Annotated in this window: 21 protein-coding genes; 10 read left to right on the top strand and 11 right to left on the bottom strand. The window is 70.4% G+C overall.

The features are described 5' to 3' along the window. The first annotated feature begins 27 nt into the window (after positions 1-27). The 5 genes from ACWC94_RS26045 (at position 28) to ACWC94_RS26025 (ending at position 6,830) form a co-directional block, all read left to right on the top strand. A complete protein-coding gene (locus ACWC94_RS26045) occupies positions 28-1,827 on the top strand; it encodes a methylmalonyl-CoA mutase family protein (RefSeq protein ID WP_450799458.1) in 1,800 nt (599 codons plus the stop codon). After that, a complete protein-coding gene (gene scpA / locus ACWC94_RS26040) occupies positions 1,827-4,001 on the top strand; it encodes a methylmalonyl-CoA mutase (protein WP_450799457.1) in 2,175 nt (724 codons plus the stop codon). Before ACWC94_RS26045 ends, scpA begins: the two co-directional genes overlap by 1 nt. A gap of 7 nt (positions 4,002-4,008) precedes the next feature. Further along, complete coding sequence (meaB, locus tag ACWC94_RS26035; RefSeq protein WP_450799456.1) at positions 4,009-5,013, top strand: methylmalonyl Co-A mutase-associated GTPase MeaB; 1,005 nt, start codon at positions 4,009-4,011, stop codon at positions 5,011-5,013. Between the two features lie 280 nt (positions 5,014-5,293). Further along, positions 5,294-5,683 carry a regulator component gene (locus tag ACWC94_RS26030; protein ID WP_450799455.1) on the top strand — a complete coding sequence of 130 codons (390 nt, stop codon included), beginning with the start codon at positions 5,294-5,296 and terminating at the stop codon, positions 5,681-5,683. Then, on the top strand, positions 5,670-6,830 hold the full coding sequence (locus tag ACWC94_RS26025; protein ID WP_450799454.1) for an MAB_1171c family putative transporter: 1,161 nt from the start codon (positions 5,670-5,672) through the stop codon (positions 6,828-6,830). Before ACWC94_RS26030 ends, ACWC94_RS26025 begins: the two co-directional genes overlap by 14 nt. 25 nt (positions 6,831-6,855) lie before the next feature. Here ACWC94_RS26025 and ACWC94_RS26020 read toward each other — a convergent pair whose 3' ends face one another. The 4 genes from ACWC94_RS26020 to ACWC94_RS26005 form a co-directional block, all read right to left on the bottom strand. Then, complete coding sequence (locus ACWC94_RS26020; protein WP_450799453.1) at positions 6,856-7,677, bottom strand: SDR family NAD(P)-dependent oxidoreductase; 822 nt, start codon at positions 7,675-7,677, stop codon at positions 6,856-6,858. A 129-nt stretch (positions 7,678-7,806) separates the two neighbouring features. After that, positions 7,807-8,172: a hypothetical protein gene (locus ACWC94_RS26015; RefSeq protein ID WP_450799530.1), complete on the bottom strand. Its 366-nt coding sequence runs from the start codon at positions 8,170-8,172 to the stop codon at positions 7,807-7,809. A 61-nt stretch (positions 8,173-8,233) separates the two neighbouring features. After that, a complete protein-coding gene (locus ACWC94_RS26010) occupies positions 8,234-9,559 on the bottom strand; it encodes a phosphatase PAP2 family protein (protein WP_450799452.1) in 1,326 nt (441 codons plus the stop codon). Positions 9,560-9,720: 161 nt separating this feature from the next. Next, positions 9,721-13,500: an nSTAND1 domain-containing NTPase gene (locus ACWC94_RS26005; protein ID WP_450799451.1), complete on the bottom strand. Its 3,780-nt coding sequence runs from the start codon at positions 13,498-13,500 to the stop codon at positions 9,721-9,723. A 137-nt stretch (positions 13,501-13,637) separates the two neighbouring features. Here ACWC94_RS26005 and ACWC94_RS26000 point away from each other — a divergent pair, with 137 nt between their 5' ends. Next, on the top strand, positions 13,638-14,105 hold the full coding sequence (locus ACWC94_RS26000; RefSeq protein ID WP_450799450.1) for an RICIN domain-containing protein: 468 nt from the start codon (positions 13,638-13,640) through the stop codon (positions 14,103-14,105). 219 nt (positions 14,106-14,324) lie between these two features. Here the strand turns inward: ACWC94_RS26000 and ACWC94_RS25995 are convergent, their stop codons facing one another. Beyond that, positions 14,325-15,362, bottom strand: a complete 1,038-nt coding sequence (locus tag ACWC94_RS25995) for a MerR family transcriptional regulator (RefSeq protein ID WP_450799449.1) — start codon at positions 15,360-15,362, stop codon at positions 14,325-14,327. Then, positions 15,356-16,063 carry a HEAT repeat domain-containing protein gene (locus ACWC94_RS25990; protein ID WP_450799448.1) on the bottom strand — a complete coding sequence of 236 codons (708 nt, stop codon included), beginning with the start codon at positions 16,061-16,063 and terminating at the stop codon, positions 15,356-15,358. The genes ACWC94_RS25995 and ACWC94_RS25990 overlap by 7 nt, the downstream gene beginning before the upstream one ends. Positions 16,064-16,365: 302 nt before the next feature. On the opposite strand from ACWC94_RS25990, the gene ACWC94_RS25985 reads away from it, so the two are divergent. From ACWC94_RS25985 to ACWC94_RS25975, 3 genes are all read left to right on the top strand, one after another. Continuing rightward, a complete protein-coding gene (locus ACWC94_RS25985) occupies positions 16,366-18,003 on the top strand; it encodes an MFS transporter (RefSeq protein ID WP_450799529.1) in 1,638 nt (545 codons plus the stop codon). A 298-nt stretch (positions 18,004-18,301) separates the two neighbouring features. Continuing rightward, positions 18,302-19,930 (top strand): DEAD/DEAH box helicase, encoded by a 1,629-nt coding sequence (locus ACWC94_RS25980; RefSeq protein WP_450799447.1) that lies wholly within the window; start codon positions 18,302-18,304, stop codon positions 19,928-19,930. Position 19,931: 1 nt separating this feature from the next. After that, a complete protein-coding gene (locus ACWC94_RS25975; protein WP_450799446.1) occupies positions 19,932-20,492 on the top strand; it encodes a hypothetical protein in 561 nt (186 codons plus the stop codon). A gap of 411 nt (positions 20,493-20,903) precedes the next feature. Here ACWC94_RS25975 and ACWC94_RS25970 read toward each other — a convergent pair whose 3' ends face one another. Further along, on the bottom strand, positions 20,904-21,857 hold the full coding sequence (locus ACWC94_RS25970; protein WP_450799445.1) for a diacylglycerol/lipid kinase family protein: 954 nt from the start codon (positions 21,855-21,857) through the stop codon (positions 20,904-20,906). A 268-nt stretch (positions 21,858-22,125) separates the two neighbouring features. Between ACWC94_RS25970 and ACWC94_RS25965 the strand changes: the two genes are divergently transcribed. Beyond that, positions 22,126-23,385, top strand: a complete 1,260-nt coding sequence (locus ACWC94_RS25965; RefSeq protein ID WP_450799444.1) for an AI-2E family transporter — start codon at positions 22,126-22,128, stop codon at positions 23,383-23,385. Between the two features lie 83 nt (positions 23,386-23,468). Here the strand turns inward: ACWC94_RS25965 and ACWC94_RS25960 are convergent, their stop codons facing one another. The 4 genes from ACWC94_RS25960 to ACWC94_RS25945 form a co-directional block, all read right to left on the bottom strand. Then, positions 23,469-24,146, bottom strand: a complete 678-nt coding sequence (locus ACWC94_RS25960) for an HdeD family acid-resistance protein (RefSeq protein WP_450799443.1) — start codon at positions 24,144-24,146, stop codon at positions 23,469-23,471. 220 nt (positions 24,147-24,366) lie between these two features. After that, entirely contained in the window at positions 24,367-24,624 is a 258-nt protein-coding gene (locus ACWC94_RS25955; protein ID WP_450799442.1) for a hypothetical protein, read from the bottom strand. After that, on the bottom strand, positions 24,609-25,160 hold the full coding sequence (locus tag ACWC94_RS25950; protein ID WP_450799441.1) for a zinc-binding dehydrogenase: 552 nt from the start codon (positions 25,158-25,160) through the stop codon (positions 24,609-24,611). The genes ACWC94_RS25955 and ACWC94_RS25950 overlap by 16 nt, the downstream gene beginning before the upstream one ends. Next, on the bottom strand, positions 25,157-25,534 hold the full coding sequence (locus ACWC94_RS25945) for a cytochrome P450 (protein ID WP_450799440.1): 378 nt from the start codon (positions 25,532-25,534) through the stop codon (positions 25,157-25,159). Before ACWC94_RS25945 ends, ACWC94_RS25950 begins: the two co-directional genes overlap by 4 nt. Positions 25,535-25,720: the final 186 nt, after the last annotated feature.

Below are 25,720 nucleotides of genomic sequence, written 5' to 3'. Positions count from 1 at the left end.
TGAGCATGCTGCCCTAGCATCCGAGCCATGACGGTCCTGCCTGACGACGGGCTCTCACTGGCCGCCGAGTTCCCTGACGCGACACACGAGCAGTGGCAACGCCTGGTCGAGGGCGTGCTGCGCAAGTCGGGCAAGGAAGTCTCGGGCGCGGCAGCTGAGGACGCTCTGTCCACGACGCTGGAGGACGGGCTGCGCACCCGGCCCCTCTACACCGCGCGCGACACCGCGCCCGACCCCGGCCTGCCCGGCTTCGCCCCGTATGTGCGCGGCAGCCGTCCCGAGGGGAACACCGCGGGCGGCTGGGACGTACGGCAGCGGCACACCGCCCTCACCGAGCACGCCGTTCTGGCCGATCTGGAGAACGGCGGCACCTCGCTGTGGCTGGTGCTGGGCGAGGGCGGGATCCCGCTCGACGGGCTGGGCCGGGCACTGGAGGGTGTGTACCTCGACCTGGCGCCGGTCGTCCTGGACGCGGGCCGGGACACCGGGCAGGCCGCCGAGGCACTGCTGCGGCTGTACGCGGACAACGGCGTCGGCGCCGAGGCCGTACGCGGCAATCTGGGCGGCGACCCCCTCGGGTACGAGGCCCGCACCGGCACCCCGCTGGACTTCGCGCCGTACGCCGCCCTGGCCGCACGCTGCGCCGAGCAGTACCCGGGCCTGCGGGCGCTGACCGTGGACGCGCTGCCGTACCACGAGGCGGGCGGGTCGGCCGCGCAGGAGCTGGGCGCCTCGCTCGCCACCGGTGTGGCCTATCTGCGGGACCTGTCCGAGGCCGGACTCGATGCCGAACAGGCCGCGGGGCAGCTGGAGTTCCGTTACGCGGCCACCGCCGACCAGTTCCTCACCATCGCCAAGCTGCGTGCCGCACGCCGGCTGTGGGCCCGGGTCGCCGAGGTCTGCGCGGTTCCGGGCGCGCAGGTGCAGCACGCGGTGACCTCACCGGTGATGATGGCCCGCCGCGACCCGTGGGTGAACATGCTCCGCACGACGGTCGCGACGCTCGCCGCCGGGGTCGGCGGCGCCGACTCCGTGACCGTGCTGCCGTTCGACCACGCGCTCGGCCTGCCGGACGCGTTCTCCCGGCGGATCGCCCGCAACACCTCCACGATCCTCATCGAGGAGTCCCACCTGGCCCGGGTCATCGACCCGGCGGGCGGCTCCTGGTACGTGGAGCGGCTGACCGACGAACTGGCCCATGCCGCCTGGGAGTTCTTCCGGACGATCGAGCGCGACGGCGGTCAGGCGGCCGTGCTGCGCTCCGGCCGGCTGCGCACCGACCTCGCGACGACCTGGGCGGAGCGCTCCAAGAAGCTCGCCAAGCGGCGCGAACCCGTCACCGGTGTCAGCGAGTTCCCGCTGCTCACCGAGAAGCCGGTGGAGCGCGAGCCGGCGCCCGAGCCGCCCTCCGGCGGTCTGCCCCGGGTGCGCCGCGACGAGGCGTTCGAGGAACTGCGCGCCCGCTCCGACGCCCACCTCGCGGCGACCGGCACCCGCCCGCGCGTCTTCCTCGCGACGATCGGCCCGGCCGCCGCGTACACCGCGCGCGCGACCTTCGCCGCCAACCTCTTCCAGGCGGGCGGCATCGAGCCGGTCTCCGAGGGCAGCTTCGAGGACAGCGGCGCCACCGAGGCCGTGCTGTGCTCCAGCGACGCCCTGTACGCCGAACAGGCCGAGCGGACCGCCGCGTCGCTGCGCGCGGCCGGTGCCCGGCACGTGTTCCTCGCGGGCCGGGGCGAGCACGCCGGCATCGACTCGTACGTCTTCGCGGGCTGCGACGCCGTGGCCGTGCTGTCCGCGACCCTCGACCGCATGGGAGTGTCCTGATGGGAATCCCCGACTTCTCCGGCATCGAGCTGGGGTCGCCGGCCGCCGACGGCAGTGCCGATCAGTGGCGTGCGGCCGTCGAGCGGGCGACCGGAAGCGCGCAGCCGCTGTGGGAGACCCCGGAGGGCATCGGGGTCAAGCCGCTGTACACCGGCCGTGACCTGGAGGGCCTGGACTTCCTGGGCACCTACCCGGGCATGGCGCCGTATCTGCGCGGCCCGTACCCGACGATGTACGTCAACCAGCCCTGGACGATCCGCCAGTACGCGGGCTTCTCCACCGCCGAGGAGTCCAACGCCTTCTACCGGCGTAACCTGGCGGCGGGCCAGAAGGGCCTGTCGGTCGCCTTCGACCTGCCCACGCACCGCGGCTACGACAGCGACCACCCGCGCGTGACCGGTGACGTCGGCATGGCGGGCGTGGCCATCGACTCGATCTACGACATGCGGCAGCTGTTCGACGGGATCCCCCTCGACCGGATGACGGTGTCGATGACGATGAACGGCGCCGTGCTGCCGGTGCTGGCGCTGTACATCGTGGCGGCGGAGGAGCAGGGCGTACCGCCCGAGAAGCTGGCCGGAACCATTCAGAACGACATTCTGAAGGAGTTCATGGTCCGCAACACCTACATCTATCCGCCGAAGCCGTCGATGCGGATCATCTCGGACATCTTCGCGTACACCTCGCAGAAGATGCCCCGCTACAACTCCATCTCCATCTCCGGCTACCACATCCAGGAGGCGGGTGCGACGGCCGACCTGGAGCTGGCGTACACGCTCGCGGACGGCGTGGAGTACATCCGGGCGGGCCGGGAGGCGGGCCTGGACGTGGACGCGTTCGCACCGCGCCTGTCCTTCTTCTGGGCGATCGGCATGAACTTCTTCATGGAGGTCGCGAAGCTCAGGGCGGCCCGGCTGCTGTGGGCCAAGCTGGTCTCCCAGTTCGAGCCGAAGAACACCAAGTCCCTGTCCCTGCGCACCCATTCGCAGACCTCGGGCTGGTCGCTGACCGCGCAGGACGTGTTCAACAACGTCACGCGTACGGCCGTGGAGGCGATGGCGGCGACCCAGGGCCACACCCAGTCGCTGCACACCAACGCCCTGGACGAGGCCCTCGCCCTGCCGACCGACTTCTCGGCGCGCATCGCCCGCAACACCCAGCTGCTCATCCAGCAGGAGTCGGGCACCACCCGGGTCATCGACCCGTGGGGCGGCAGCGCGTACGTGGAACGCCTGACGTACGACCTCGCCCGCAAGGCCTGGGCGCACATCCAGGAGGTCGAGCAGGCGGGCGGCATGGCACAGGCCATTGACGCCGGCATCCCCAAGCTGCGGGTGGAGGAGGCCGCGGCGCGGACGCAGGCCCGCATCGACTCCGGGCGCCAGCCGGTGATCGGTGTGAACAAGTACCGGGTCGACAGCGACGAGCAGATCGAGGTCCTGAAGGTCGACAACTCCTCCGTGCGCGCCCAGCAGATCGAGAAGCTGCGGCGGCTGCGCGCGGAGCGGGACGAGCAGGCCTGCCAGGACGCCCTGGACGCGCTCACGCGGGCGGCCGACGGCAAGGAGAACCTGCTGGAGCTGGCCGTGCAAGCGGCCCGCGCCAAGGCCACCGTCGGTGAGATCTCCGACGCCCTGGAGAAGGTGTACGGCCGGCACGCGAGCCAGATCCGTACGATTTCCGGTGTGTACCGCAACGAAGCAGGCCAGTCCCCGTCCGTGGACCGCACCCGCGCCCTGGTCGACGCCTTCGAGGAGGCCGAGGGGCGCCGGCCGCGCATCCTGGTCGCCAAGATGGGCCAGGACGGCCACGACCGCGGCCAGAAGGTGATCGCCACCGGCTTCGCCGACCTCGGCTTCGACGTCGACGTCGGCCCGCTGTTCCAGACGCCGGAGGAGGTCGCCCGGCAGGCGGTCGAGGCGGACGTGCACGTGGTCGGGGTGTCGTCGCTGGCCGCCGGTCACCTCACGCTCGTACCGGCGCTGCGGGAGAAGCTCGCCGAGGAGGGCCGCGCGGACATCATGATCGTGGTCGGCGGAGTGATCCCGCCGCAGGACGTGCCGACCCTGCTGGAGATGGGCGCCGCGGACGTCTTCGGGCCCGGGACGGTGATCCCGGACGCCGCCTACGACCTGGTGCGGCGCCTGTCGGCCGACCTCGGCCACGACCTGTAGCCCCCGCATGGCTGCGATCGATCTCGACACCTATGTGAAGGGTGTGCTCGACGGCAGGCGGGCCCTGGTGGCCCGCGCCATCACGCTCGTCGAGTCCACCCGGCCGCAGCACCGGGCGCTGGCACAGGAGTTGCTCACCGAGCTGCTCCCGCACAGCGGCCGGGCGCGGCGGATCGGCGTGAGCGGGGTGCCGGGCGTCGGCAAGTCGACGTTCATCGACGCGTTCGGCACGATGCTCACCTCCCTGGGCCATCGGGTCGCCGTCCTCGCGGTGGACCCGTCCTCGACCCGCACCGGCGGCTCCATCCTGGGCGACAAGACCCGCATGGAGCGGCTCGCGGTCGACCCGAACGCCTTCGTCCGGCCCTCCCCCAGCGCGGGCACGCTGGGCGGCGTCGCGAAGGCCACCCGGGAGTCGATGGTGGTGATGGAGGCGGCGGGCTACGACGTGATCCTTGTGGAGACCGTCGGCGTGGGCCAGTCGGAGACGACGGTCGCCGAGATGGTCGACTCCTTCCTCCTCCTCACCCTGGCCCGCACCGGCGACCAGCTGCAGGGCATCAAGAAGGGCGTCCTGGAGCTGGCCGACGTGATCGCCGTCAACAAGGCGGACGGTCCGCACGAGCGCGACGCGCGGTCGGCGGCACGGGAGTTGGCCGGCGCGCTCCGGCTGATGCACGGCAAGGACGCGTTCTGGACTCCGCCGGTGCTGCACTGCAGCGCCCGCGACTCGACCGGCCTGGACACGGTGTGGGAGCGCCTGGAGCGGCATCGCGCCCTGCTCGACTCCACCGGGCGGCTGGCGGCCAAGCGGCGTGACCAGCAGGTCGGCTGGACCTGGGCCATGGTCCGCGACGAGCTGCTCGGCCGGCTGCACGCCGACCCCGCGGTGCGCGAGGCCGCGCCCGGCCTGGAACGGCAGGTGCGGGAGGGCCGGTTGACCGCGACACGGGCGGCGGAACGCATCCTGGAGGCGTTCGAGGGTCGTACGACTCCCCCGGCCGGGGCCTGAGCGTCCGGTTTGAGCCAAAGGCCGGGCACAAGGCGGCCCGGACTTGGTCCAAGCGGCGGACGGTTGGTTAGCTTGGGGCGAGTACGGGCCGCAAGCACAACGTGACGTGCCACGAGCTGTCTTCATCAGAAGGGGGTCAAGACAGTAAGTGAGGACAAACGGTGAATACGTCGCGTTGCAACGCAGATGCCTGGCCATCCTCCGCGATCTGGGTGTAGAGCGTTCCCTCCCCTTCGAGGCGGTACGTGCGCGGGTGGAGGAGCTGAGGGGCCGCCCTCTCGTGCTCCGGGAACTGCCCGAGGAGGTCGCGGCGACCGGGGTCTGCGGGCTCTGGATGGGCACCGACAACGCCGACTACATCTTCTACGAAGCCCGGACCGCGCCCCTGCACCGGGAGCACATCATCCTCCACGAGATCGGCCATGTGCTCTGCGATCACCATCGGGGCGCCACTCGCAGGGCCGAGGACCTGACCGGTCCGCTGGTCGGCGATCTCAAGGCGAACGTCGTCAACCGGCTCATGGCCCGGACCAGTTACACGACCAGCGAGGAACAAGAAGCCGAGATGATCGCCAGCCTGATACAGAGCGCCGGGAAGCCCGGCCGCCCGAGCGGCCCCCTGGGGCGACTCGGCGCCTTCCTGGGAGTGACGGCCGTTGACAGCGACTGAGCTGGCGGACCACGTCGGGGTCTGCAGCGTCGTCGCCCTGTGGACCGCCCTCGTCTGGCGGGCGGGCCCCGCGCTGCGCCAGCCGAACCAGCGGGGACTGTGGCTCACGGTCTTCGGCGCGACCGTCGCCATCACGCTGTTCCAGCCAAAGGTCGTCGCCCGGTTCGCGGCCCTCGGCGTCGGCCCCCACACGGTCTCGCTCACCCGGAACCTGATCGGCGTGCTGAGCGCGGGCCTGGTGCTCCTCTTCATCGTCGACTCCACCCGTGCCCGGCACCAGCGGGTCACCGTGGTCCTGGGTCTGGTGACGGCGCTGGGTTCGCTGCTCGCCCTGGATCTGCTCGGTGTCTCCCAGACGGCCGCCCCGGCGTCGCCCCAGGGTCCGGCCACCGCCTCGTCCCTGTACTGGTTGATCCTCGCCCTCTGCCATCTGGCCGGGGACACCGCCGCCGTCGTCGTCTGCTGGCCGTACAGCCTGCGGACGGGCGACCGCGACCTGGTGTGGTCGCTCCGGATGTTCGCGATGGGCAGCGTCCTGGCCCTGGTCTTCTGGTGCGGCTACCTCTACCACCTCTACGTCCCCGACCAGGACCTGATGCCCTACCTGTCCGTGGTCATCAGCGTGCACGGCCTCTTCCGCGCGGCCTCCCTGCTGGTGCCGACCGTGACCGCCCTCGCCCGGTCCATGGCGGCGCTGCGCACACTCTGGCGGCTGTGGCCGCTGTGGCGTGATCTGGTGGACGCGGTCCCCGAGGTGGCCCTGGCCGGCCCGCAGCGGACCCGGCTGCAGGCCGTGCTGCGTCCCCGCTCCTCGTGGGCGCTGCAGGCGCACCGGCAGATCATCGAGACGTACGACGCGCTCCTGGAACTGCAGCAGTACGTCCGTCCGGAGGCGTACGACACGGCCCACCGGCAGGCCGGCCATGCGGGGATGCGGGGCGATCGCCTGGCCGCAGCGGCACTCGCCGGCGCGCTGGGCGAGGCCCGGCGGGCCAAGCTCAGCGGTGCGGAGCCGTCCGACCCGTGCCCGCTACCCGGCGTCGAACGCGGCAGCCCGGCGACGCTCCTGGCGATCGCCGGGATGTGGCCCCCCGCCACCGGCGCGCTGCGCACCGTACCCGGCCCGCTGCGCCCTCGACGCCCCTGATCGGCAGAGGCGTCGGGCGCGGGTGTCAGCGTTCGCCGCCGCCGCGCGGTGCGATGTGGTGGTCGAACGCGACGGTGCCGGGGTCGACGGCCGTGGCCCCGCCGTCCACCGTGAGCACCGCGCCGTTGACGAAGGACGCCGCCGGAGAGAGCAGCCAGCCGATCGCCTCGGCGACCTCACGCGGCTCGCCCGGCCGGCCCATGGGCAAAAGCCTGGTCGCCTCCTCGTAGGCGGCCTCCATGCCGCCGTCCCCCAGGTCCGCTTCCTGGGCGAAACGCGCCATGCGCCGGTCGGCCATCTCGGTCCTGATCCAGCTGGGACACACCACGTTGGCGCGTACCCCCTGCCGCCCGTAGTCGACGGCGACGGAACGGCACAGCTGCAGCAGGGCGGCCTTCGACGTGGCGTAGGGGGCGTTGCCCGGGCCGTTGCGCAACGCCGAGACCGACGCGACGCCGACCACCGCTCCCCGCGCCTCCACGAGGTGCGGCATCGCCGCGCGCAGGAGGAGCATCGGACCGGTGACGTTCGTGCGCATGACGTCGTCCCAGTCCTCCAGCGACAGGTCCCCGGCGGTTCCGCCGCGCCCGATGCCCGCGTTGAGCACCAGCCCGTCGAGCCGTCCGTAGGCGTCCAGGGCCGCACGCACGAGACCGTCGACCGCCGCGGGGTCACCCGCGTCGGACGGACACGCCAGCGCCCCGGTCTCCTTTTCGAGGCGCTGCAGCGGTTCGACCCGCCGCCCCGAGGCGACCACGTGGTGACCACCCTCGCACAGCAGCCGCGCGGTGGCTTCGCCGATGCCCGAGCCCGCGCCGGTCACGATGACAACTCGCTTGTCCGTCACTGTCCTTCGACCCTCTGTCCGAGATCACCAAACAGCTTCGATCGTAGAGGGGGGCCCAGGCCGCGCGGTTCCGCACCGACGATGTCGAGCCAGGGCTCCCGCCGACCGTGCCGGAGATCCGGACACGGGTCAGATCCGGTCCGTCAGGTCCTCGGCGTACACCTGGGACAGGGGCTGCGGGCCGACGTACTGCTGGCAGTTGCACTGGCCGGCCTCGTAGCGCAGCGGCTTCTTGTTCTCGTCCCAGGCCGTGGGGATCTCCACGCGTTCGTGGCAGCGGCCCTGTTTGTCGTGCTTGGCCAGGTGGTGTGTACACCCGCACACGGGCTCCGGCGTCCGGTGGGCCGCTTCGAGAGCGAGACGCTCCTGCTTCGCCGCCTCCATCAGTTCCAGCTTCCGCTCATGCCGGTTCTTCAACGCGGTACGGACGGTGTCGGCGGCCCACCCGAAGCCACCCGTCCCGAAGACGATCAGCACCCACCAGAACGAGTCCACCCTCATCCTTCCCCCTGCACGGCCGTTCCGGTTCAGGATAGACACCACGGGGCGCCCATGATCAGCACACCGGTTCGGGTTGCGGTTCCGGTTGCCGCGCCGGCGCGGCCGTGGGTTCCCACCGTTCGGTGGTCCGCAGGTAGCCGTAGACGACTGAACTCACGGCCAGAAGGAGAAGCGGCCCGAAAACCCATGGGTGTCCGGCCATCTCCACCGGCAGGTACCGGTACGACACCAGGAGCGCGGCGAAGACCGTCGTACCGTAGCCGACGAGCTGGATTCCCGACCGGTCCCAGCGGCGGTCGAACGAGCGCAGCGCCGCCTCGACGGTGAGCGCGAACACCAGGCCGGCGGCGAGGTCCACGCCGTAGTGGTAGCCGAATCCCAGCGTCGCGGTGAGCGTGGCCGTCAGCCAGAACGTGCCCGCGCATCGCAGGATCCGCGGGCCCTTGCGGGAGTGGATGAAGATCGCGGTGGCCCACGCCGTGTGCAGGCTGGGCATGCAGTTGCGGGGGGTGATCCCGTCGTACGGCATCGGGTGCGGGTGGGTGACCGGCGGCGGCGTGTGGGGCCACAGGTCGGCCACCGCCCAGTGCAGGCCGCCGGTGCCGGAGGCGCCCGGGCCGTAGGCGAAGACCGGTCCGACCACCGGGAAGATCATGTAGATGCCCGGCCCGAGGAGGCCGATCACCAGGAAGGTGCGCACCAGATGATGTCTGGGGAAGCGGCGCTCGGCCGCCACGTTGCGCAGCTGGTACACCGCGACGACCACCGCGGCCACCGCGAGCTGCGCGTAGACCACGTGGAGCAGAGGGGGGCCGATCGGGCCGGTGGCCGTGACGATCCGGCCCACCAGCCATGACGGGTTGCCGAGCGCGTGATCGGCGGTCGCCACGTACGGGTCGAGCACCGACGGACGGGTCTTCGACGTGATGAACAGCCAGGTGTCGCCCGCCTTGCGGCCGGCCACCAGCAGCAGGCCCAGCCCGACGCCCTTGAGCAGCAGCGCGCGTTCGGCGCCGGTACGGCGCGTGACGGCGACGACCCCCCAGCCCACCATCACCCACAGCGCACCGTTGCCGAAGAGACGGCCGTCGGTCGTCTCGGCGCCGACCCCCCACCGCACCAGCGCGACGACGATGTCGATACCGATCGCGACGCCCACCGCGACGAACCGTTGCCGCCAGGTGAGCACCACCATCATCAACGCCAAACCGCCGTACAGCGGCCCCGGTTTCGGCGCGAACACCAGCCGTTTCAGCTGGTCGGTGACCGACCCCGGTTGACCGTAGCGTCGTGCGGCGATCTCCAGCGTGATGAGGAATCCAAGAGCCGCCACACCCACTGCAGCCCACAGCGCAGTTCTGCCGTCTATTCGCGAAAACACCCGCGACGCTCTAGATATCAATCGTCTGGCCGATTTGTTCGTTGTGGGTTAAATGAGGGAAAGGCGTTGAGGCTGATCACCACAGGCTCGAACATGTTATCGGAGTGACACAAGAGGCCCTCGCTGGTCGAGGAACGCGTCACCGGCCGCCCGGCACGAGGTCATGAGGGAGGGCAGGGTGGGGTGAAGGCGACCGCTGGGAAGTACCGTGCCCATTCGGCTCTGGTGATCCGCGGGTACGCGCTGTCGCAGACGCGGGCGGCGACCCTGTCCAGGCCGGTGTCCCACAGCCGGATCGTGAAGTCGTTGCCGCCGGTGGCCACGGTGTCGCCGTGCGGGCCGAACGCCACGGCCGGTACCGGATTCGTGTGGCCGGTGAGGACGGTGGGAGTGGCCGCCCCGCCCACGTCCCACAGCAGGGCCTTGCCGTCCGCGGCGCCGGCTGCCAGCCGGCGGCCGTCCGCGGCGAAGGCCAGCGCGTAGAGCCAGGAGCCGGACGCCCGTAGCCGCGTCACCTTCGCCGGGTGGCCGATGTCGCCGATACCGATCAGCCAGACCGTCCTGTCCGTCCGGTGGACGGCGGCCAGGGTCCGGTTGTCGGGGCTGAACATGCCCTCGGTCAGCGGGTCGGACCGGAACGGGGACGGCACCTCCCGGGGGCTGCGCGGATCGCGGATGTCCCAGAACCGCAGCGAGCCGGACTCTCCCGTGCTCGTCACCAGCGTGCGGCCGTCCGGCCGGAACGACGCCCTCGTGACGACCGGCCCGCCCTCGGTGAACCGGCTCAGCGCCCGGGGGTGGGCGGGATCGGTCAGGTCCCACAGGCCGGCCGCATCGTGCGCCCACACGGCCAGCAGGTGGCCGCCCGGGCCGAAGCCGGCCCCGCCGACCTCACCGGCGTGGGGGGTCAGGATCGAGGTGAGCCGGGGTCTGCGGGGATCGGTCACGTCCCAGATGCGGACGGTGGTGTCCTCGCTGGCGGTGACGAGGGTGCGCCCGTCCGGGCTGAACGCGACGGACCGGACGAACTTGGTGTGCCCGCGCAGGACCGCCGGCGACCACAGTGCCCGGCCGCCGGTGACCTGCCACAGCCGTGCGGTGCCGTCCCAGCTGGCGCTGGCCAGCAGGTGGCCGCCAGGGGCGAACGCCAGGGAGGTGACCACGTCGTCGTGGGTCCCGAACGACAGGTCCCGCAGGTCCAGCAGCCGGTCGGAGACGGCGAGCACGTGGCCGTCCGGGCTGAAGGCCGCCTGGTAGGCCCCGCCGGTAACCGCGCTGACGCGCTGCGGGTGCGCCGGGTCGGTGACGTCCCAGAACATCCTGGACCCGCCGACCGAGACGAGTGTGCGGCCGTCAGGGCTGAACGCCACCGACCAGACGATCGCCGGATGGCCGAGCAGGACGGCCGGTGGCCGCGTCCGCGGGCTGCTGCCGAGGTCCCAGATCCGGGCGGTGTGGTCCCAGCTGCCGGTCGCCACGGTCCGGCCGTCCGGGCTGAACGCCACCGAGGTCACCGTGTCCGTGTGTCCGCGCAGCACGTCGAGGTGGCGCGGACGCGCGGGATCGGTGACGTCCCACAGCCTGGCGGTGGTGTCGCCGGTGGTCGCCAGCGTGCGGTCGTCCGGGCTGAACGCCGCGGAGGTGACCGCGCCGGTGTGGCCGGGGAGGGTGGCCAGCAGCCGTGGATGCCGGGGATCGCGCACGTTCCACAGCCGCGTCGCGCCGTCGGTGTGGCCGGTGGCGAGGATGTCGCCGCCGGGCCGGAACACCACCCACGTCGGCGCGGCCGGCCGGTCCGGCAGGGTGCTCAGCTCGATGGGCGCTCGCCGGTTCGCCACGTCCCACAGCCGCACCGATCGTTCGCTCGCGGCCGCCAGGACGCGGCCGCCCTGCCCGAACGCGACCGCCAGCAGCCGCGAGGGCTGGTGCAGGACCGCCAGCCGGACGGGGTGGTGGGGGTTCCGGACGTCCCACAGGCGGACCGTGCGGTCCCAGCTCGCGGTCGCCAGGACCGTGCTCTGCGGGGCGAAGGAGATCGAGACCACGTCGGAGGTGTGGCCGGTGAGGTGGCTCGTGTACGGCGTCGGGAACGCGCTCATCAACTGGTCGCGGACGTCGTCGGTGGCTGCCAGCCGGTACGCGGCCAGGTTCAGCTGGGCGGCGAGCGAGGGGTTCTCCTGCCGCACCTCGGCCGCGTCCTCGGCGGCCTTGCGCGCGATGGCCACGTTGCGCTGCCGGATGGCCGAGCTGCGCGAGCCGACGGCCAGCACGCCCGCGGTGGCCGCGACGACCACCAGTACGGTGAGCAGCGCGACCAGCTGGCGCAGCCGGACCGTCCGCCGTCTGACCGCCGCCGTCTCGCTGGCCTGCGCCTCCCTGCTCGCGTCGAGGAAGCACCGTTCCCTGGACGTCAGCCGGCCACCGTCCGCGGCGGCCAGGTCCAGTGCCGCGGCGAGGCGGGCACCCCGGTACAGGGCGTGCGGGTCGCGGTCCTGCGCCTCCCAGCCGGCGGTCGCGTCGGTGAGCTGCCGGTGCAGGAGCAGCCGGTCCCGGTCCTCGGTCAGCCAGCCGCGCAGTCTCGGCCAGCACCGGATGATCGCCTCGTGGGTGATCTCCACGCACTCCTCGTCCAGGGTCACCAGCCGTTGCCGGGCCAGGGACTCGAGCACGGAGGCCGTGTCGGGGCCGGAGTCCAGCTCGCTCCTGGTGAGCCGGCGCCTGGTGTCCTCGGTACCGACGCCCAGTGCGGTCAGCCGGAGGAACAGCTGTCTGGCGAGGTCCTGTTGGACCGGCGTCAGCGACCGGTAGGCGCGCTCGGCGGTCTGTGCCAGCGCGTGCTGGATCCCGCCGGCCGCCAGGTACCCGTCCAGGGTCAGGCGGCTGCCGCTGCGGCGGCGCCAGGTCTCGACCATCGCGTGGGAGACCAGGGGCAACGCACCTGGCTGACCGGTCGCGTCCGCGACCACGGCGGCCAGCAGCGGGCCGGTCACCGTGCAGCCGGCGAGCACGGCCGGCCGGGTGATGGCCTCGCGCAGCTCCTGGCTGCTCATCGGACCGACCGCGATCTGGGCGTCGCGCATCGCCTCGACCAGCAGGGGGTCCTGGACGCAGTGGCCGTAGAAATCGGCGCGCACGCCGAGTACCACCCGGGTCCGGCTGGTCGTCGCCGTGGTGGCGGCGATCAGCATGGCGACGAACGCGTCCCGTTCGTCCCGGTCCCGGCAGAGGGTGAAGACCTCTTCGAACTGGTCGGCCACGATCAGCGTGTCGATGTCCGGCGTGCGGCCGGTCGTGGCCTGCCGGATCCGCAGGTGCAGCGCCGCGGGATCGTCGCGCAGTTCGGTCAGCAGCGCGCCGGGCGCCTCACCGGTCGCCGCGGCCAGGCGGATCGCGCACTCCTCCACGGGGTGCGGCCCCGGCGTGAAGAGCAGCACCGGCCACCCCGATGCCCGTGCGCGGGCGACGAGCCCCGCCCGTAGCAGCGAGGACTTCCCCGATCCGGACGGCCCGAAGACCGCGAGGAACCGGCGGTCACGCACCTTCGCCAGCACCTCGCCGGTCAGCCGCTCACGCCCGAAGAAACGGTCGGCGTCCTCCGGCTGGAACGCCGACAGCCCGGCGTACGGTGCTCCCTGCGGGCCGGCCTCCCCGGGCTCGTCGCCGGGTTCACCGACGGCGATCTCGGCGGCGACCGCGTGCCATCGGGCTTCCCACGTGCGGCGGTCGCCCTGACACGCCTCGACGTACGCCAGCGTGACGCTCAGGCTCGGAAACGTGCGCCCGCCCGCGGCGTCCGACAGCGTCGTGGACGAATAGTGGGCCCTTCTGGCCAGTTCTCGGTACGGCGGCCGTCCCGCCGCCTCGCGCAGCTTCCGCAGATCGGCCGCGAACCGCGTCAGCGGACCGGTGTCCGGGTCGAGCGGGCGTTCGGCGCGTGGCATGGCCTTCCTCTCTGGAGCCCTTCCGCAGCCGCGTTGTCCAGCTGTTGATGTCCGGCGCGCACGTCCCGGCGCCGGACAACCCCCGGCGGCTAGACAGGGGCCAGCGCAACCGCGCACCGGCTGTACGGAGGGAAAGCATGAAAGCTGCGCAACGACTGGTGCCGCTCCTCGCGGCCATCGGCCTCGCGGTCGGCGGTACCTTGGCGGGTCCCCCGGCATACGCCGCGGCACCGCTGCTCAAGTCCAACCTGAACGGAAGGTGCGCCGACATCTTCGCGTTCCATCAGGAGAACGGCGCCTCCACCGTGACGTGGGACTGCACCGGTAACACCAACCAGCAGTGGTTCTGGGACGGTGAGCAGATCCGTTCCAGCATGAACGGAAAGTGTCTGGAGATCTACGCGTTCCATCCGGGTGATATGGGCTCGGTGAGCATGTGGGACTGCGACGGCGGCATCAACCAGAAGTGGTTCCGCAACGGCAACGAGATCCGCAGCCGGATGAACGGAAAGTGCCTCGACATCCTGGGCGGCCGTCCGGAGGCCGGCCAGCTCCTGGTCAGCTGGAGCTGCAACGGAGCGCCCAGCCAGAGCTGGGACTTCTGAACGGGGGCCCGGCCCGGCACGGGAGGTGCCGGGCCGGACCACGGCGGTCACCCGGTGGTGTGACACCCCGGGCTTGGCGTCGCGAAGCACTGTGCCGATCACAGGGATGAGACTTGTGCACGACGGATGAGGCCGGGTCGGAACGCCCCGCAGTCACCCGGACGAAGTAGCAGCACCTGACCCATGGTCAGGAGCAGGGGCGGGGCCGGGCGCGTGCCTTCAGGAATCCCCGCCCCCGCGGTCTTCGCGGGACCGCTCGTCGAGGACTCCGGCGAAGGCCGAGGCGACCAGGGCGACAGCGGGGTCGTCGTCGTGAGCCAGTTGACGCAGGACCTTCCGCACGGCGGTCCCCGGCAGCTCGACCAGCGCCTGGATCAGGCGTATCCGCGTCGCGGAGTCCGCGGTGGGCGCGGCGAGTTCGTCGACGAGTGCGGCCGTGATCCGTTCCGCGCACCCGGGGTCCTGGGACAGCGTTCCCAGGACCTCCGCCGCGTCGACGTCGCTGGAGCCCTCGACCACCATGCCGACGAGTGTCGGCACGGTCGCGGTCACACCACGTCTGCCCAGCGCCAGCGCGGCGTGCCTGCGCACCGTCGTGTCCGGGTCCCCCAGCGCGTCCACGAGCACCGCGGTCACCCCCGGGGCCTCGGACATCCCGGCGATCGCCCGCACCGCGCGCCGCCGGATGTCGACGTCCTGCGAGTGCACGCCGGCAGCCAGTGCCGCCACGCCGTCGCCGCCCGACCGGGCCAGCGCCCAGCGCAGGGCGCCCGCGACGTTGGGGTCGGATTCGGCCAGGACCGCCCCGGCCAGCAGCTCGGGGGACACCGGCACGCCCTCCGGCCGGGCCAGGACGGCCCGCAACCTGCGCGCGGCGCTGGCCGAGTCGAGTCCCTGCATGAGTTCGACGATGCGCAGGACGTCCTGCCAGCCGGTCGGCGCCGACGCGTCGATCGCGCGGAGCCGCTCGAGCAGCTCCCGTTCCCGCTCCAATCGCTCTTCCGTGCACCGGATGAGGTCGCTGACGAGGGCGGACGGCGTGAACGCCGGGTTCTCCAGGGCGCGCCCGATCTGCTTGAGCGAGAGCCCGAGGGAGCGCAGGCTCTCCACGTGGAAGATCCTGCGGACGTCCTCGGCGGAGTACTCGCGGTAGCCGCCGACGGTGCGACCGGTCGGCCGCACCAGCCCAAGGGCGTCGTAGTGCCGGAGCATCCGCGGGCTCACCCCCGAGTGGCGGGCCACTTCGCCGATCAGCACTGCGCGCTCTCCGCGGTCTCCGCGGCGGCAGCGGCTCGTTCCGGGCCGAGTGTGACGACTCGCTTCGCCTCGTCGACAGCCGCGTCGAAACCGGTCTCCGGGTTCTGCCGGAGCAGCTCGGTGGCACGGGCGTGCGCGGCCACCACGGGGTCGGGGTTCGCCGCGGCCTTCTGCAGGGCGGGCTCGGTCACGTCGCCGAGGCCGACGAGGGCCCGGCTCAGGCTCAGCCGCACATCGCGGTCGCCGCGGCCGAGTTGCAGGACCAGTTCGTCGGCCAGGTCCTTCTTCTCGTCCTCGGGCACGAGGACGACCGCGACGCGCCACGCGGTCCGCGCGACCTCGTCATCGGCGTCGCGCAGCATGTCGCGCGTGATCCAGGCCCACGCGCTCTTGTCACCGATCTTGGAGAGCGTGTGCAGGGCCTGGCTGCGGGCCCGGGGGCGCTCGGAGTCGAGTTCCCGGCGGATCCGGGGCAGGGTGATCTGCGCCGGGAGGCGGGTCAGCGCCCAGGACAGCATGTCCCGCACGAAGAAGTCCGGCTCGACCGCGCAGCGTTCGACGAGCGTCTCCAGGAAGCCCGGGTCGGGGTTCGAGCCGGCCGCCAGGGCCGCCTGGAGCCGGACCGACGAGTCCCTGGCCTTGAGGGCGTCGGCCACGCGGGTGTTCTGCGGGGTTCCGTTGGTCGTGATGATCGGGACCACCTCCTGCTCCCAGGGGACACCTTCACAAGGTGTCAAGGTCAAGTCGAAGTCACCCCCGCCCGGTCAGCGGCTGGCAGAAGCGCTGCAAACAAGCCGAGGACGAACTCCGTCCCCGGGTGCACGCGGCGCCCCAGGTCACTGGAGGGCATGAAATCCGCTCCATCGCAACCCTCCGAAAGCCATGAAATCCGTCAGCTCGCAAATCCACCGGAGGGCACAAATTTATTCAGTCCGCAAATCCACCAGAGGGCATATATTCCGTTCGACCGCAACAGCCCTGGCAAGAAAATTCAAGCTTGACGGTGTCGTGGAGTCTGCTTATAGTCCAGTCGTTCAGGTTCCCGCCGATCGACAAGGTGTTCATGACCGCGACTGCAACGTTGCCGAAGTCCAGGCAGCAGTTAATTCTTGCCGTTCTTATGCTGTGTTCGCTGCTGATTTGGATAGACAATACCGTCCTGAGCACTACGCTGGAGACCCTTGCAGATCCGGTCCGTGGACTGGGGGCCAATCCCGGTCAGCTGCAATGGGCGACCGGTTCGTACACTCTGGCCTTCGCCACATTGATGTTCACCGCAGGCGCATTGGGCGATCGGTTCGGCCACCGGACTGTGTTTTCCAGCGGGCTGGTGGTCTTCGCCGGGTCCTCGCTGTGGGCGGCGTACGCAAGCGACGCGGGCCAGCTGATTGCGGCTCGAGCCGCGATGGGGGCGGGCAGCGCGCTGATCACGCCCGCCATGATGGCCATCCTCATGTGGACCTTCACCGGCCCCGCGCGGGCTGCCGCGATCGGCATTTTCTCCACGTCGGCCGGTGTCGGAATGGCAGCCGGCCCGGTGCTGGCAGGATTCCTGCTCGACCATTTCTGGTGGGGCTCGGTGTTTCTGATCAATGTCCCGGTCGCGGCATTGGCGCTGGTCGGGCTCGCCGTACTGGTTCCGAATTTCCGCAGCCCCACTCCGCGGCCACTGGACCCCGCTGGAATGCTGCTGTCCATCAGTGGGCTCGTGGCGTTGGCCTACGGGCTGATCCGGGCGGGACAGGTGGCTGTGTGGAGTCGTACCGACGTCTGGGCGCCGATCGCTGTCGGTCTGGTTCTGCTGGCCGTTTTCGTACTCGTCGAACTACGGGTCAAGGTGCCCAGCTTTGATCCGCGACTGCTCGCGCAACGCACGTTCGGTGGCGGCAATGTGGCACTCGGATTGCTGCTCTTCGGCGTGGCCGCCATCACCTTCTATAACGCGTTCTACCTGCAAGGCGCGCTCGGATTCTCGCCGATGAGGGCGGGTCTGGCCAATATCCCGACCGCATGCGGCGCGCTCGCGGGGGCGCCCCTTGCCTCGCGCCTGGTTCGCCGCCTGTCGCTGCGGCTTGTCAGCGTGCCGGCGCTCATCGTGGCCGCGCTGACCATGGGCGGGTACGGGTTCCTCGGACTCCACACCCCCCTCGTCCGGATCGAGGTCCTGTTGTTGATACAGGGTCTCTCGATCGGCATGGTGATCGGCCCCGTTACGGCCGCATTGATCAGCAACCTGCCGTTGGAACAGGCCGGTGCGGGATCGGCCGTCACCAACACCGTGCGACAAACCGGCAGTGTGATGGGAATCGCAGTGGGCGGCACGATCATGTCGATCGTGTACCGACGTGCGATCGAACCTTCGCTGGAGGGTGCACCGGGCCCGGTGCAGGATCAGGCGCGAGTTTCCGCCGAACAGGCCCGCCACGTCGCCACCGCTGTCCACCGGCCCGCTCTTGCTCAGGCTGCTGACCATGCGTTTGTCCATGCTATGCACGTCGGCGCGGGCTGGATCGCGGTCATCGCACTCCTCGGAGCAGCCGTGCTGCTGATCACCTTGCCCGCTGTCGGAAAGAAGAGGAGTCCGGCAGCGGAGCCGGACTACGAAGAGGCCCGCAGCTCCGAGTCCCGATCCACCGCATGACGGGCTGTCCGCGGACCGTGGAATGTGCTTGTGGCCCATCGTCCAGCCTCCCGCCGATCGATATCCGAAGGTGTTCATGACCGCGCCTCCAACGTTGCGGAAACCCGGCGACCATGACGTGCACGACGGGGAGCTACCCCCTGGTGGCCGGGTTGAAAGTCAAGCCACGTACCTCCTCGACCGTCATATGTTCGCCCTGTGGACCTGGTCCTGCCGCGCGGTGGGAACTGCCCCGCCCGTTGGTGACACACAGACGGTTTCCCTGGTTGTCCCGACGCCGGACCTCTCCACGTTTGAGGTGTCCGACGTCGACTGCGCGCTGATCGAGCCGGACAAGCTCACCGGCGCGCCCCTCGACTCGCCCGGTCGGTCGGTCGATGCGTGGCGGGCGCGGATTGCGGGCGGCGATGCGGCCCTGCCGACCGCCGGGCACGCCGTTCCCGATGCCACGGGTGTCGCCGTGACATCAGCGGAGCATGCCGTGGCCGTCTTTCGTCACACTGCTGCTGTCGCGGCCGAACTGCGCACAGCACTGGCCGCCGAGCTGCGGCCCTATCAGGTCCGCGGTGTGAGCTGGCTGCGCGAGGCCGTCGACGCACACGGCGGTGCGGTGCTTGCCGACGAGATGGGCCTCGGTAAGACGCTGCAGGCAATCGGCTATCTCGTCGGGCGCGCCGATGAGGGGCCACAGGTGGTGGTGTGTCCCACGTCGCTGGTGGGGAACTGGGCCCACGAGATCGCGCGGTTCGCACCTGATCTACGGACGATCATCTGGCGTGGCGGGCCGCTGGAGGCGACGGACGACAGGACGGTGGTACTCACCGGCTATCCGACGCTACGCACACACAGCTCTGTCCTGACGGAGCATCACTGGGCCACGGCGGTTTTCGACGAGGCGCAGGTGCTGAAGAACCCCCGCACACACATATCGAAGGCCGCGCGATCCATCACGGCCGACGCGAGAATCGCGTTGACCGGAACGCCCGTCGAGAATCACCTTGAGGAACTCTGGGCCCTGCTCAATCTGGTCGCACCGCAGCTGTTCGGGCACAAGGCGCAGTTCCGTCGTCGCTTTGTCCGGCCGATCGCGGACGGTTCCCTCGCCGCCGCCGCCCGACTGCGCGGGGCGATCGAACCGGTTGTGTTGATGCGGAAGAAGTCCCAGGTTGCAGGATCACTCCCACCCAAGATCCACTCCAACCTGATCTGCGACCTTACCGCAGAACAGCAGCAACTGTACGACCAGGTGCTGGAGCAGGCGATCAACGAGGGCTTCGGCAGCGGCGCACAGCGCCAGGCCCGGGTGCTGGCGGCTTTGACCGCACTCAAGCAGGTCTGTAACCACCCGAGACTGGTCACCGACGACTCCGCCGACTCCGCCGAACTGTCGGGGAGGTCGGGAAAGCTCGACCTGTGCACCGACATTGTGGCCAACAACCTCGAAACTGATTCGCCAACACTGGTTTTCACCCAGTACCGGAAGACCGGCGAGCTGCTCGTGCGGCACTTCGGCGAGCAGTTCCGTGTGCCTGTCCCGTTCTTCCACGGCGGCTTGAATCAGGAACAGCGGGCCGACATCGTCCGCCGCTTCCAGACCGACCATGGTCCGAAAGTGCTGGTGCTCAGCCTGAAAGCCGGGGGCACCGGGCTCACCCTCACCCGCGCAGCCGACGTCATTCACTTCGACCGATGGTGGAATCCGGCCGTGGAAGCGCAGGCCTCCGACCGAGTCCATCGGATCGGTCAGACCCGCACCGTGAGCGTCACCACCCTGACCACCAACACCACCGTTGAGGAGCACATCGCGGCCATGCATGCACGCAAATCAGCGCTATCCGATATCACTGATATGTCCGGTGTCGCCGAATTGGCCCGGCTGGATGACGACCGCCTCATTGCGACCCTGCGCCGGAAGCGAGCCGGTTGATATGGCGGACGACGACTTTGGTTGCACGGCGTGGGGGCGGGACTGGGTTCGGCTCGCCCAGCCGTTGCGCCAGACCCGACCCGACCCGCTGTTGCCGCGCGCCCGCAAGCTGGCGCGCATGGGAGGAGTACAGGTCACGATCGACGGCCGCCTCGTGCGCGGCGTTGTCCAGCGTGGCCGCAACACATCGGTGACCTGCGTCGAGGTGGCGCCGATGTCCCGGGAGACGATCGCGGGGATCACCGGCCGGTTGTACGGTGCTCGGCCCGTCCTCACCGATGAGGTGCACCGCGCGATCACCGAGGTGGGCCACCCGCCCGCACCGGTACTCGCAGGCGTCGACTGCTCCTGCTCGGACGGCACTGGGCGTTGTGTCCACGTGCTGGCCGTCTATTACGAGATGGCACGACGTGTCGATGACGATCCTCGAATCGCGCTCGATGTCCAGGACTTCTTCCGCGCCTCACCGAGTAGCACTCGAGTATCCACCGCGGCATCACCGCAGCGGTGGATCCCGCTCAATTCCCTTGATCCGGCCGGCTACTTCACGGTGTCGACGTAGTCGTACTCACTCGACATGTATCGACGGCTGTTGTACGGCTCGGCTCTCAGGAGCCCTTCGCGACCGGTTCGAGGATGGCAACGCACTCCACACGCGTCACGCGGACGGACGTAGCGGATCGCGTTGGGTGACCAGTTCGCTGACGATGAGTTCGGTGGGGAAGAGGAGGTCGTCCAGCCCCCATGCGGTGAGTTGGCGGGCCGCCCATGCCCGGGCTTCGGAGACGGCAGCGGGATCGGCCGGTATCTGCCAGTGAGCGGTGTCCTCCGCGTGTACGGCGCGGGTGAACGGTGGCGTCTGAGCGGATGATGAAGTCGGCGAACCCGTCGAGCCCACCCACGCGGGCCGGCGGGATGGGCGCCGAGTGGTCGGCTCGTTTGGTGTGGCGGCCAGGAACAGCTCGCCCGAGGCTCACACCACCCGCCGGATTGCGGCCCAGCCCGACGGTCGCCCGGCGGGCCCGGCGCCGCGACCATGGCGGGGAACCCATACCCGGAGCGTCCGAGGACTGATGCGGCACCGCACGGGAGTCGGCAGGCTGACGGCTTCGCCGTCCAGCCCGGCGGGGAGGGCCGGGACGTCGGCGTAGACGACAACGTCGCCGGGCGTGGCGAGACGGGTGAGGCCGTGCGGTTGCCCGCTGCGCAGCCTCGTGGCCGTCTCGGCGGGCGTCTCCGCCCTGGCGGCCAGTACTCCCAGGAGGCCGGAGTCGAGGTGCGGCCGCCTGCCGAGGCCGACCGGGTCATCCACTTGGTAAGGGTTGTTGCTCACCAGCACGGCATCCGGCCCGTCAACGGTGAGCGGACCGGCGCCAACCACCAGCTCCGGGCCCTCGTGACGGGCCAGGAATTCCGGAAGGATGCGCACTGCCGTGGCAAGCTTGGCGTCCCGATAAGCCGGGTCCCGCACCAGGGCGGCATAAGCACCGAACGACACGTTGTTGACGAACGCCCGCTCTCCCGCGTATCCCAGATCCACGCGCAGCTCGACGCCATCCGTGAGGGCTTCCAGCGCGGCCGAAGGGTCCTCGCGGTCCAGACCGAGATCCATCGCGAAGTGGTTGCGGGTACCCGCCGGAATGACCACGAAGGGCAGGCCGCTCTCCGCGGCCACCCCGGCGACAAGAGCCTGCGTACCGTCTCCGCCGGCCACCCCCAGCAGATCCGCACCGTCATCCACCGCACGTCGGGCGACAGTCGCCAGGTCCTGAGGCAGGGAATGATCGATCAGGAAAACCCGAGCTCCGAGCGCACGTGCCCGTTCCGCGATCCGGAACCGGCTTGCTTTCCCTCCCCCCGAATGCGGATTCACGATCAGGCAGGGCCGCCGCGCCCCCGTCGTCGGCCGCGACGCGTTCTCGGTCACGGCACGTGCCCAAAAGCCGCATGTACCGGCGCGGCGCGCATCACTGGCGGCAGCAGGACTACCGCGATCACGCCCGCAGCTGACAGCGCCGTCCCCCACCGGGCCGACGGTCCGGCGATCGCACCTGCGGCCACCGCCACCATGGCACTTCCTTCGGCAGTTACGGCCTACGGCATCAGCTTGCAGCTCGGCCTGGGCATCCGCACCCGGGATGTACGGGGGTCGACCCGCCACCGCCGACCAGGCCGGGTGGGGGTCTCCTTACCGTGTGCGCTTTTTCCTCCACGGCATACGGATGAAAGGCCGACCGGGGCTTTCTCCAGCGCCAGCCGATCGGGCGACAACGCCCAGGACCGGCCATATGACCCCACCGGGCGAGGAGGTCTTCTCGTTTTCCCGTGACCGGTCTGGGCACTCGATGCCCATGGCGACGCGTCCGGTTCCGGTGCGCACCATCCTCGCCACGATCGGTCTGGTGCTCGCCACCTACGTCATCCTTGAGCTGGTGGTCCAGGCTCGTCGGGTCTTGATCTGGTCGGTCATCGCGGTGTTCTTGGCCGTCTCACTTCATCCTGCGGTCGAAGCGCTGCAGCGACGGGTGCCGCGGTGCCGACGGTCGGTGGCCACCTTGCTGGTCTTCCTGGCCGCGGCCGCGGCCGTCGGCGCGGTGGTCGCCCTGTTCGTCATCCCCCTGGCCCAGGAGGGAAGCCGGTTCGCCGGTCGCCTGCCCGCGATGATCAGGGACGCCCAGGCCGGCCGCGGGCCAGTCGGCAACCTGCTGGAACGGACGCACGCTCTGCAGTATGTCCAGCAGCATCAGGCACAGATCCGCGCGTTCGCCACCGGATTGAGCACGCCCGCCTTGAAGTTCATCCGCGGTGCCGCGAGCACCGCGGCAGGCGCCCTCACCATTTTCGTCCTGGCCTATCTGATGGTGCTGGAGGGCCCCAAGGCCATAGACCGGTCCCTGACCCTCGTGGAGGAGGCGCCCGCGGCCCGCATACGCCGCGTCGGAGCCGCGTGCGCCCGTACCGTCAACGGCTATCTGACCGGGAACTTGCTGATCAGCGTCATCTGCGGGCTTCTGACCTACGTCGTGCTGCTGGTTTCCGGAGTGCCGTTCGCCGGCCTGCTGGCCCTCTTCGTCGCCGTGACCGACCTCATTCCCCTGGTGGGAGCCACCATAGGAGCTGTCGTCGCCTCCGCGGTGGCGTTCGTCCACTCGCTGCCGGCCGGCATCGGGATCATCATCTTCTTCATCGTCTACCAGCAGGCCGAAAACCACCTCCTGCAGCCGGTCATCCTGTCCCGGACGGTGAGACTCAACCCCCTTACCGTGCCGCTGGCCACCCTGATCGCCGCCGATGTCGCCGGGATCCTCGGTGCCCTGCTGGCGATTCCCGTCACCGGCATCATCCAGGTCGTCCTCGGTGACATCTGGGCTCACCGCGACGGTCGGCCACTGGGGCTGCCGACACGGACAGACAACAGCCCCGAGAACGCCGACCGGTCCGACGCCCCCGAATAACGGCCTCATGGAATCCGGCCGACGGTCCGTGGAGGTCGCGCGATGTCGCTGCTCGCCGCGTCCGGTCGATCCGGCTCCGCCGGTCAGTGCTGGGGGTGCGCACGCGCGTGGAACATGGGGCGCCGCTGGGGGGCCGTGCCGGCAGCCAGATGGCCGATCTCGACGCGTGTCCTGATGGCACGGACCACTTCGGTCAGGCCGACGACGATGGCCATGACGCCCACTACCAGCGTGAGTGTCGCGATGGAGGCGAACGGCATGACGATCATCACGATGCCGGCCATGGTGCCGATGATGCCGAAGGCCACGTGCCAGCCGCGCGCCGGCATGGTCTGATCGGAGGCCGCCGCGACCGTCTCCAAGGTGCCCCGAAGCAGCCAGCTGAAGCCGATCCACAGGGCGAGCAGAAAGACCGACTCGAGGGGGCCCCGGAGGCAGACCAGTCCCAACAGGATGGAGGCCGCGCCGGTGATGAAGTGCAGTACGCGAAGATGCCGGGGGACGTGGGTGCCGAAGGCGGCGGCGAGTTGGAAGACACCGGTGGCCAGCAGGTAGACGCCGAAGAGCACGCCGACGACGCGGAGCGTCTCGCCCGGCCAGACCAGGGCGATGACGCCCAGGGCGATGGTGGCGAGGCCCATGGTGAGCAGGATCTGCCAGCCCATGTTCGCCAGGGCGGCGATGCCTTCGGCCGCGGGGCCCTCTTGTGGTTCGGTGCCACGTGGCGGAACGGAACGGGAGGAATCGGAAGGAGATGTCATGGCACCTACCTCCTTCTGTGAGCAGCGTGGTCACGTCACTACATGTCCATCGTCACCCGATCAGCCTCGTGTCGCTCGGCGGGGAGGGCCGGGGGCCGTGGCGCATGAGGCATTCCGGGCAAGCTCCTCGGTCCTGCGGGAGCCGGGGCGTTTCCACCGGACCGCCCGCTGCCGGCGGCCAGGCACAGTCGTGGTGTCCCGTTCGGGTTGACGACGGCATTCACACGTGAGGGGTGATGACGGCGCGTCCCTGGAGCCTGCCGTCGTGGAGGAGCTGGTAAGCCTCGTTGGCGCGTTGCAGGGGAAAGTGCTCGACCAGCATCTTGATCTTGTCCTGCTGGGCGAGGGTGATCACTTCCATCCGTTCGGTGAGGGGTCCCCAGTAGGGCGAGGCGACCGAGCACTCGTGCGGCGGGCTGGAGAAGTCGACGGGCAGGGCTCCGCCGCCGAGGCCGACAATGGTCAGGTGGCCGAGCATCCTGGCCACCTGCGCAGCCCCATCCGCAGTGTCGGGTCTGTGCCGACCATGTCCAGCACGAGCTGAGCGCCCTGCTGCGCCGTCATGTCCTTGATGCGGGTGATCGCCTCGTCGCCCGGGAACAGAGCCTCGTCGGCGCCCATGCGCTTGGCGGTCTCCAGCTTGCCTGCGTCGGTGTCCACGGCGACGACGGTGGTCGCCGCGCTGAGCACGCGCAGGATCTGGACAGTCATCCGACCCAGACCGCCGGCGCCGATCACGACCGCGGTCGAGCCCGGTCCCAGCAGGTGCAGCGACCGCTTCACAGCGTGATAGCCGGTCAGTCCGGCATCGCTGAGCGGCGCGGCCCGACGGGGGTCGAGGGTGCCGAGCGGAATCAGGTAGCGCGCGGCCGGGACGAGCAGGTACTCGGCCATGCCGCCGTCGTGACCACCGCCCAGACCCGGGCCCTGACCACCGAGGTCCTGGCAGTAGTTCTCGCGGCCCTGACGGCGGTTGACGCACACCCCGCAGCCCCAGGAGCCGTAGACGATCACAGGGTGTGCCGGTACGGCGGCGGGTCCTCGACCAGCCGGGGGTTCTGCACCCGGCGGACGAACTCGCCGACCGCGATCTGGACCTCGAGCCGCGCGAGCGGAGCGCCGAAGCAGAAGTGGATGCCCTGGCTGAATCCCAGGTGCTGGTTGTCGCGACGCTCAAGGTCGAGTTCGTCGGGGTCGGTGAACCGTTCCGGGTCGCGGTTCGCCGAGCCGTACGCCAGGAAGATCGGCTCCCCCTTCGGAATGGTGATGCCGGCGATGTCGATGTCCTCCAGGCGGAGCGGGTGTGCCAGAACTGCACCGACGACTCGAAGCGCAGCAGTTCCTCGACCCCCGGCACGATCAGTTCGACGCCGGCGCTTCGCCAGCACCTGCGCCGGCTGTTCGAGCGCACAACGGCTGGGTGATCTCCCCACGGGCCCGCCGCGAGCCTGGTCCGCCAGCCACTCGACGTGCATAAGGCCCGAGAGCTTGGACAGGGTGCCACCGAGGGCGCCCACCAAGGGCGTGGGGCCGCGCTCGGCGACTGTGACCTCCGTCTCGTTCCCAGGGCTGAG

The sequence above is a fragment of the Streptomyces sp. NPDC001135 genome (assembly GCF_053598395.1).
The sequence above is the reverse complement of the archived record's forward strand: the minus strand, read 5'-3'. Positions and strand labels throughout refer to the sequence as shown.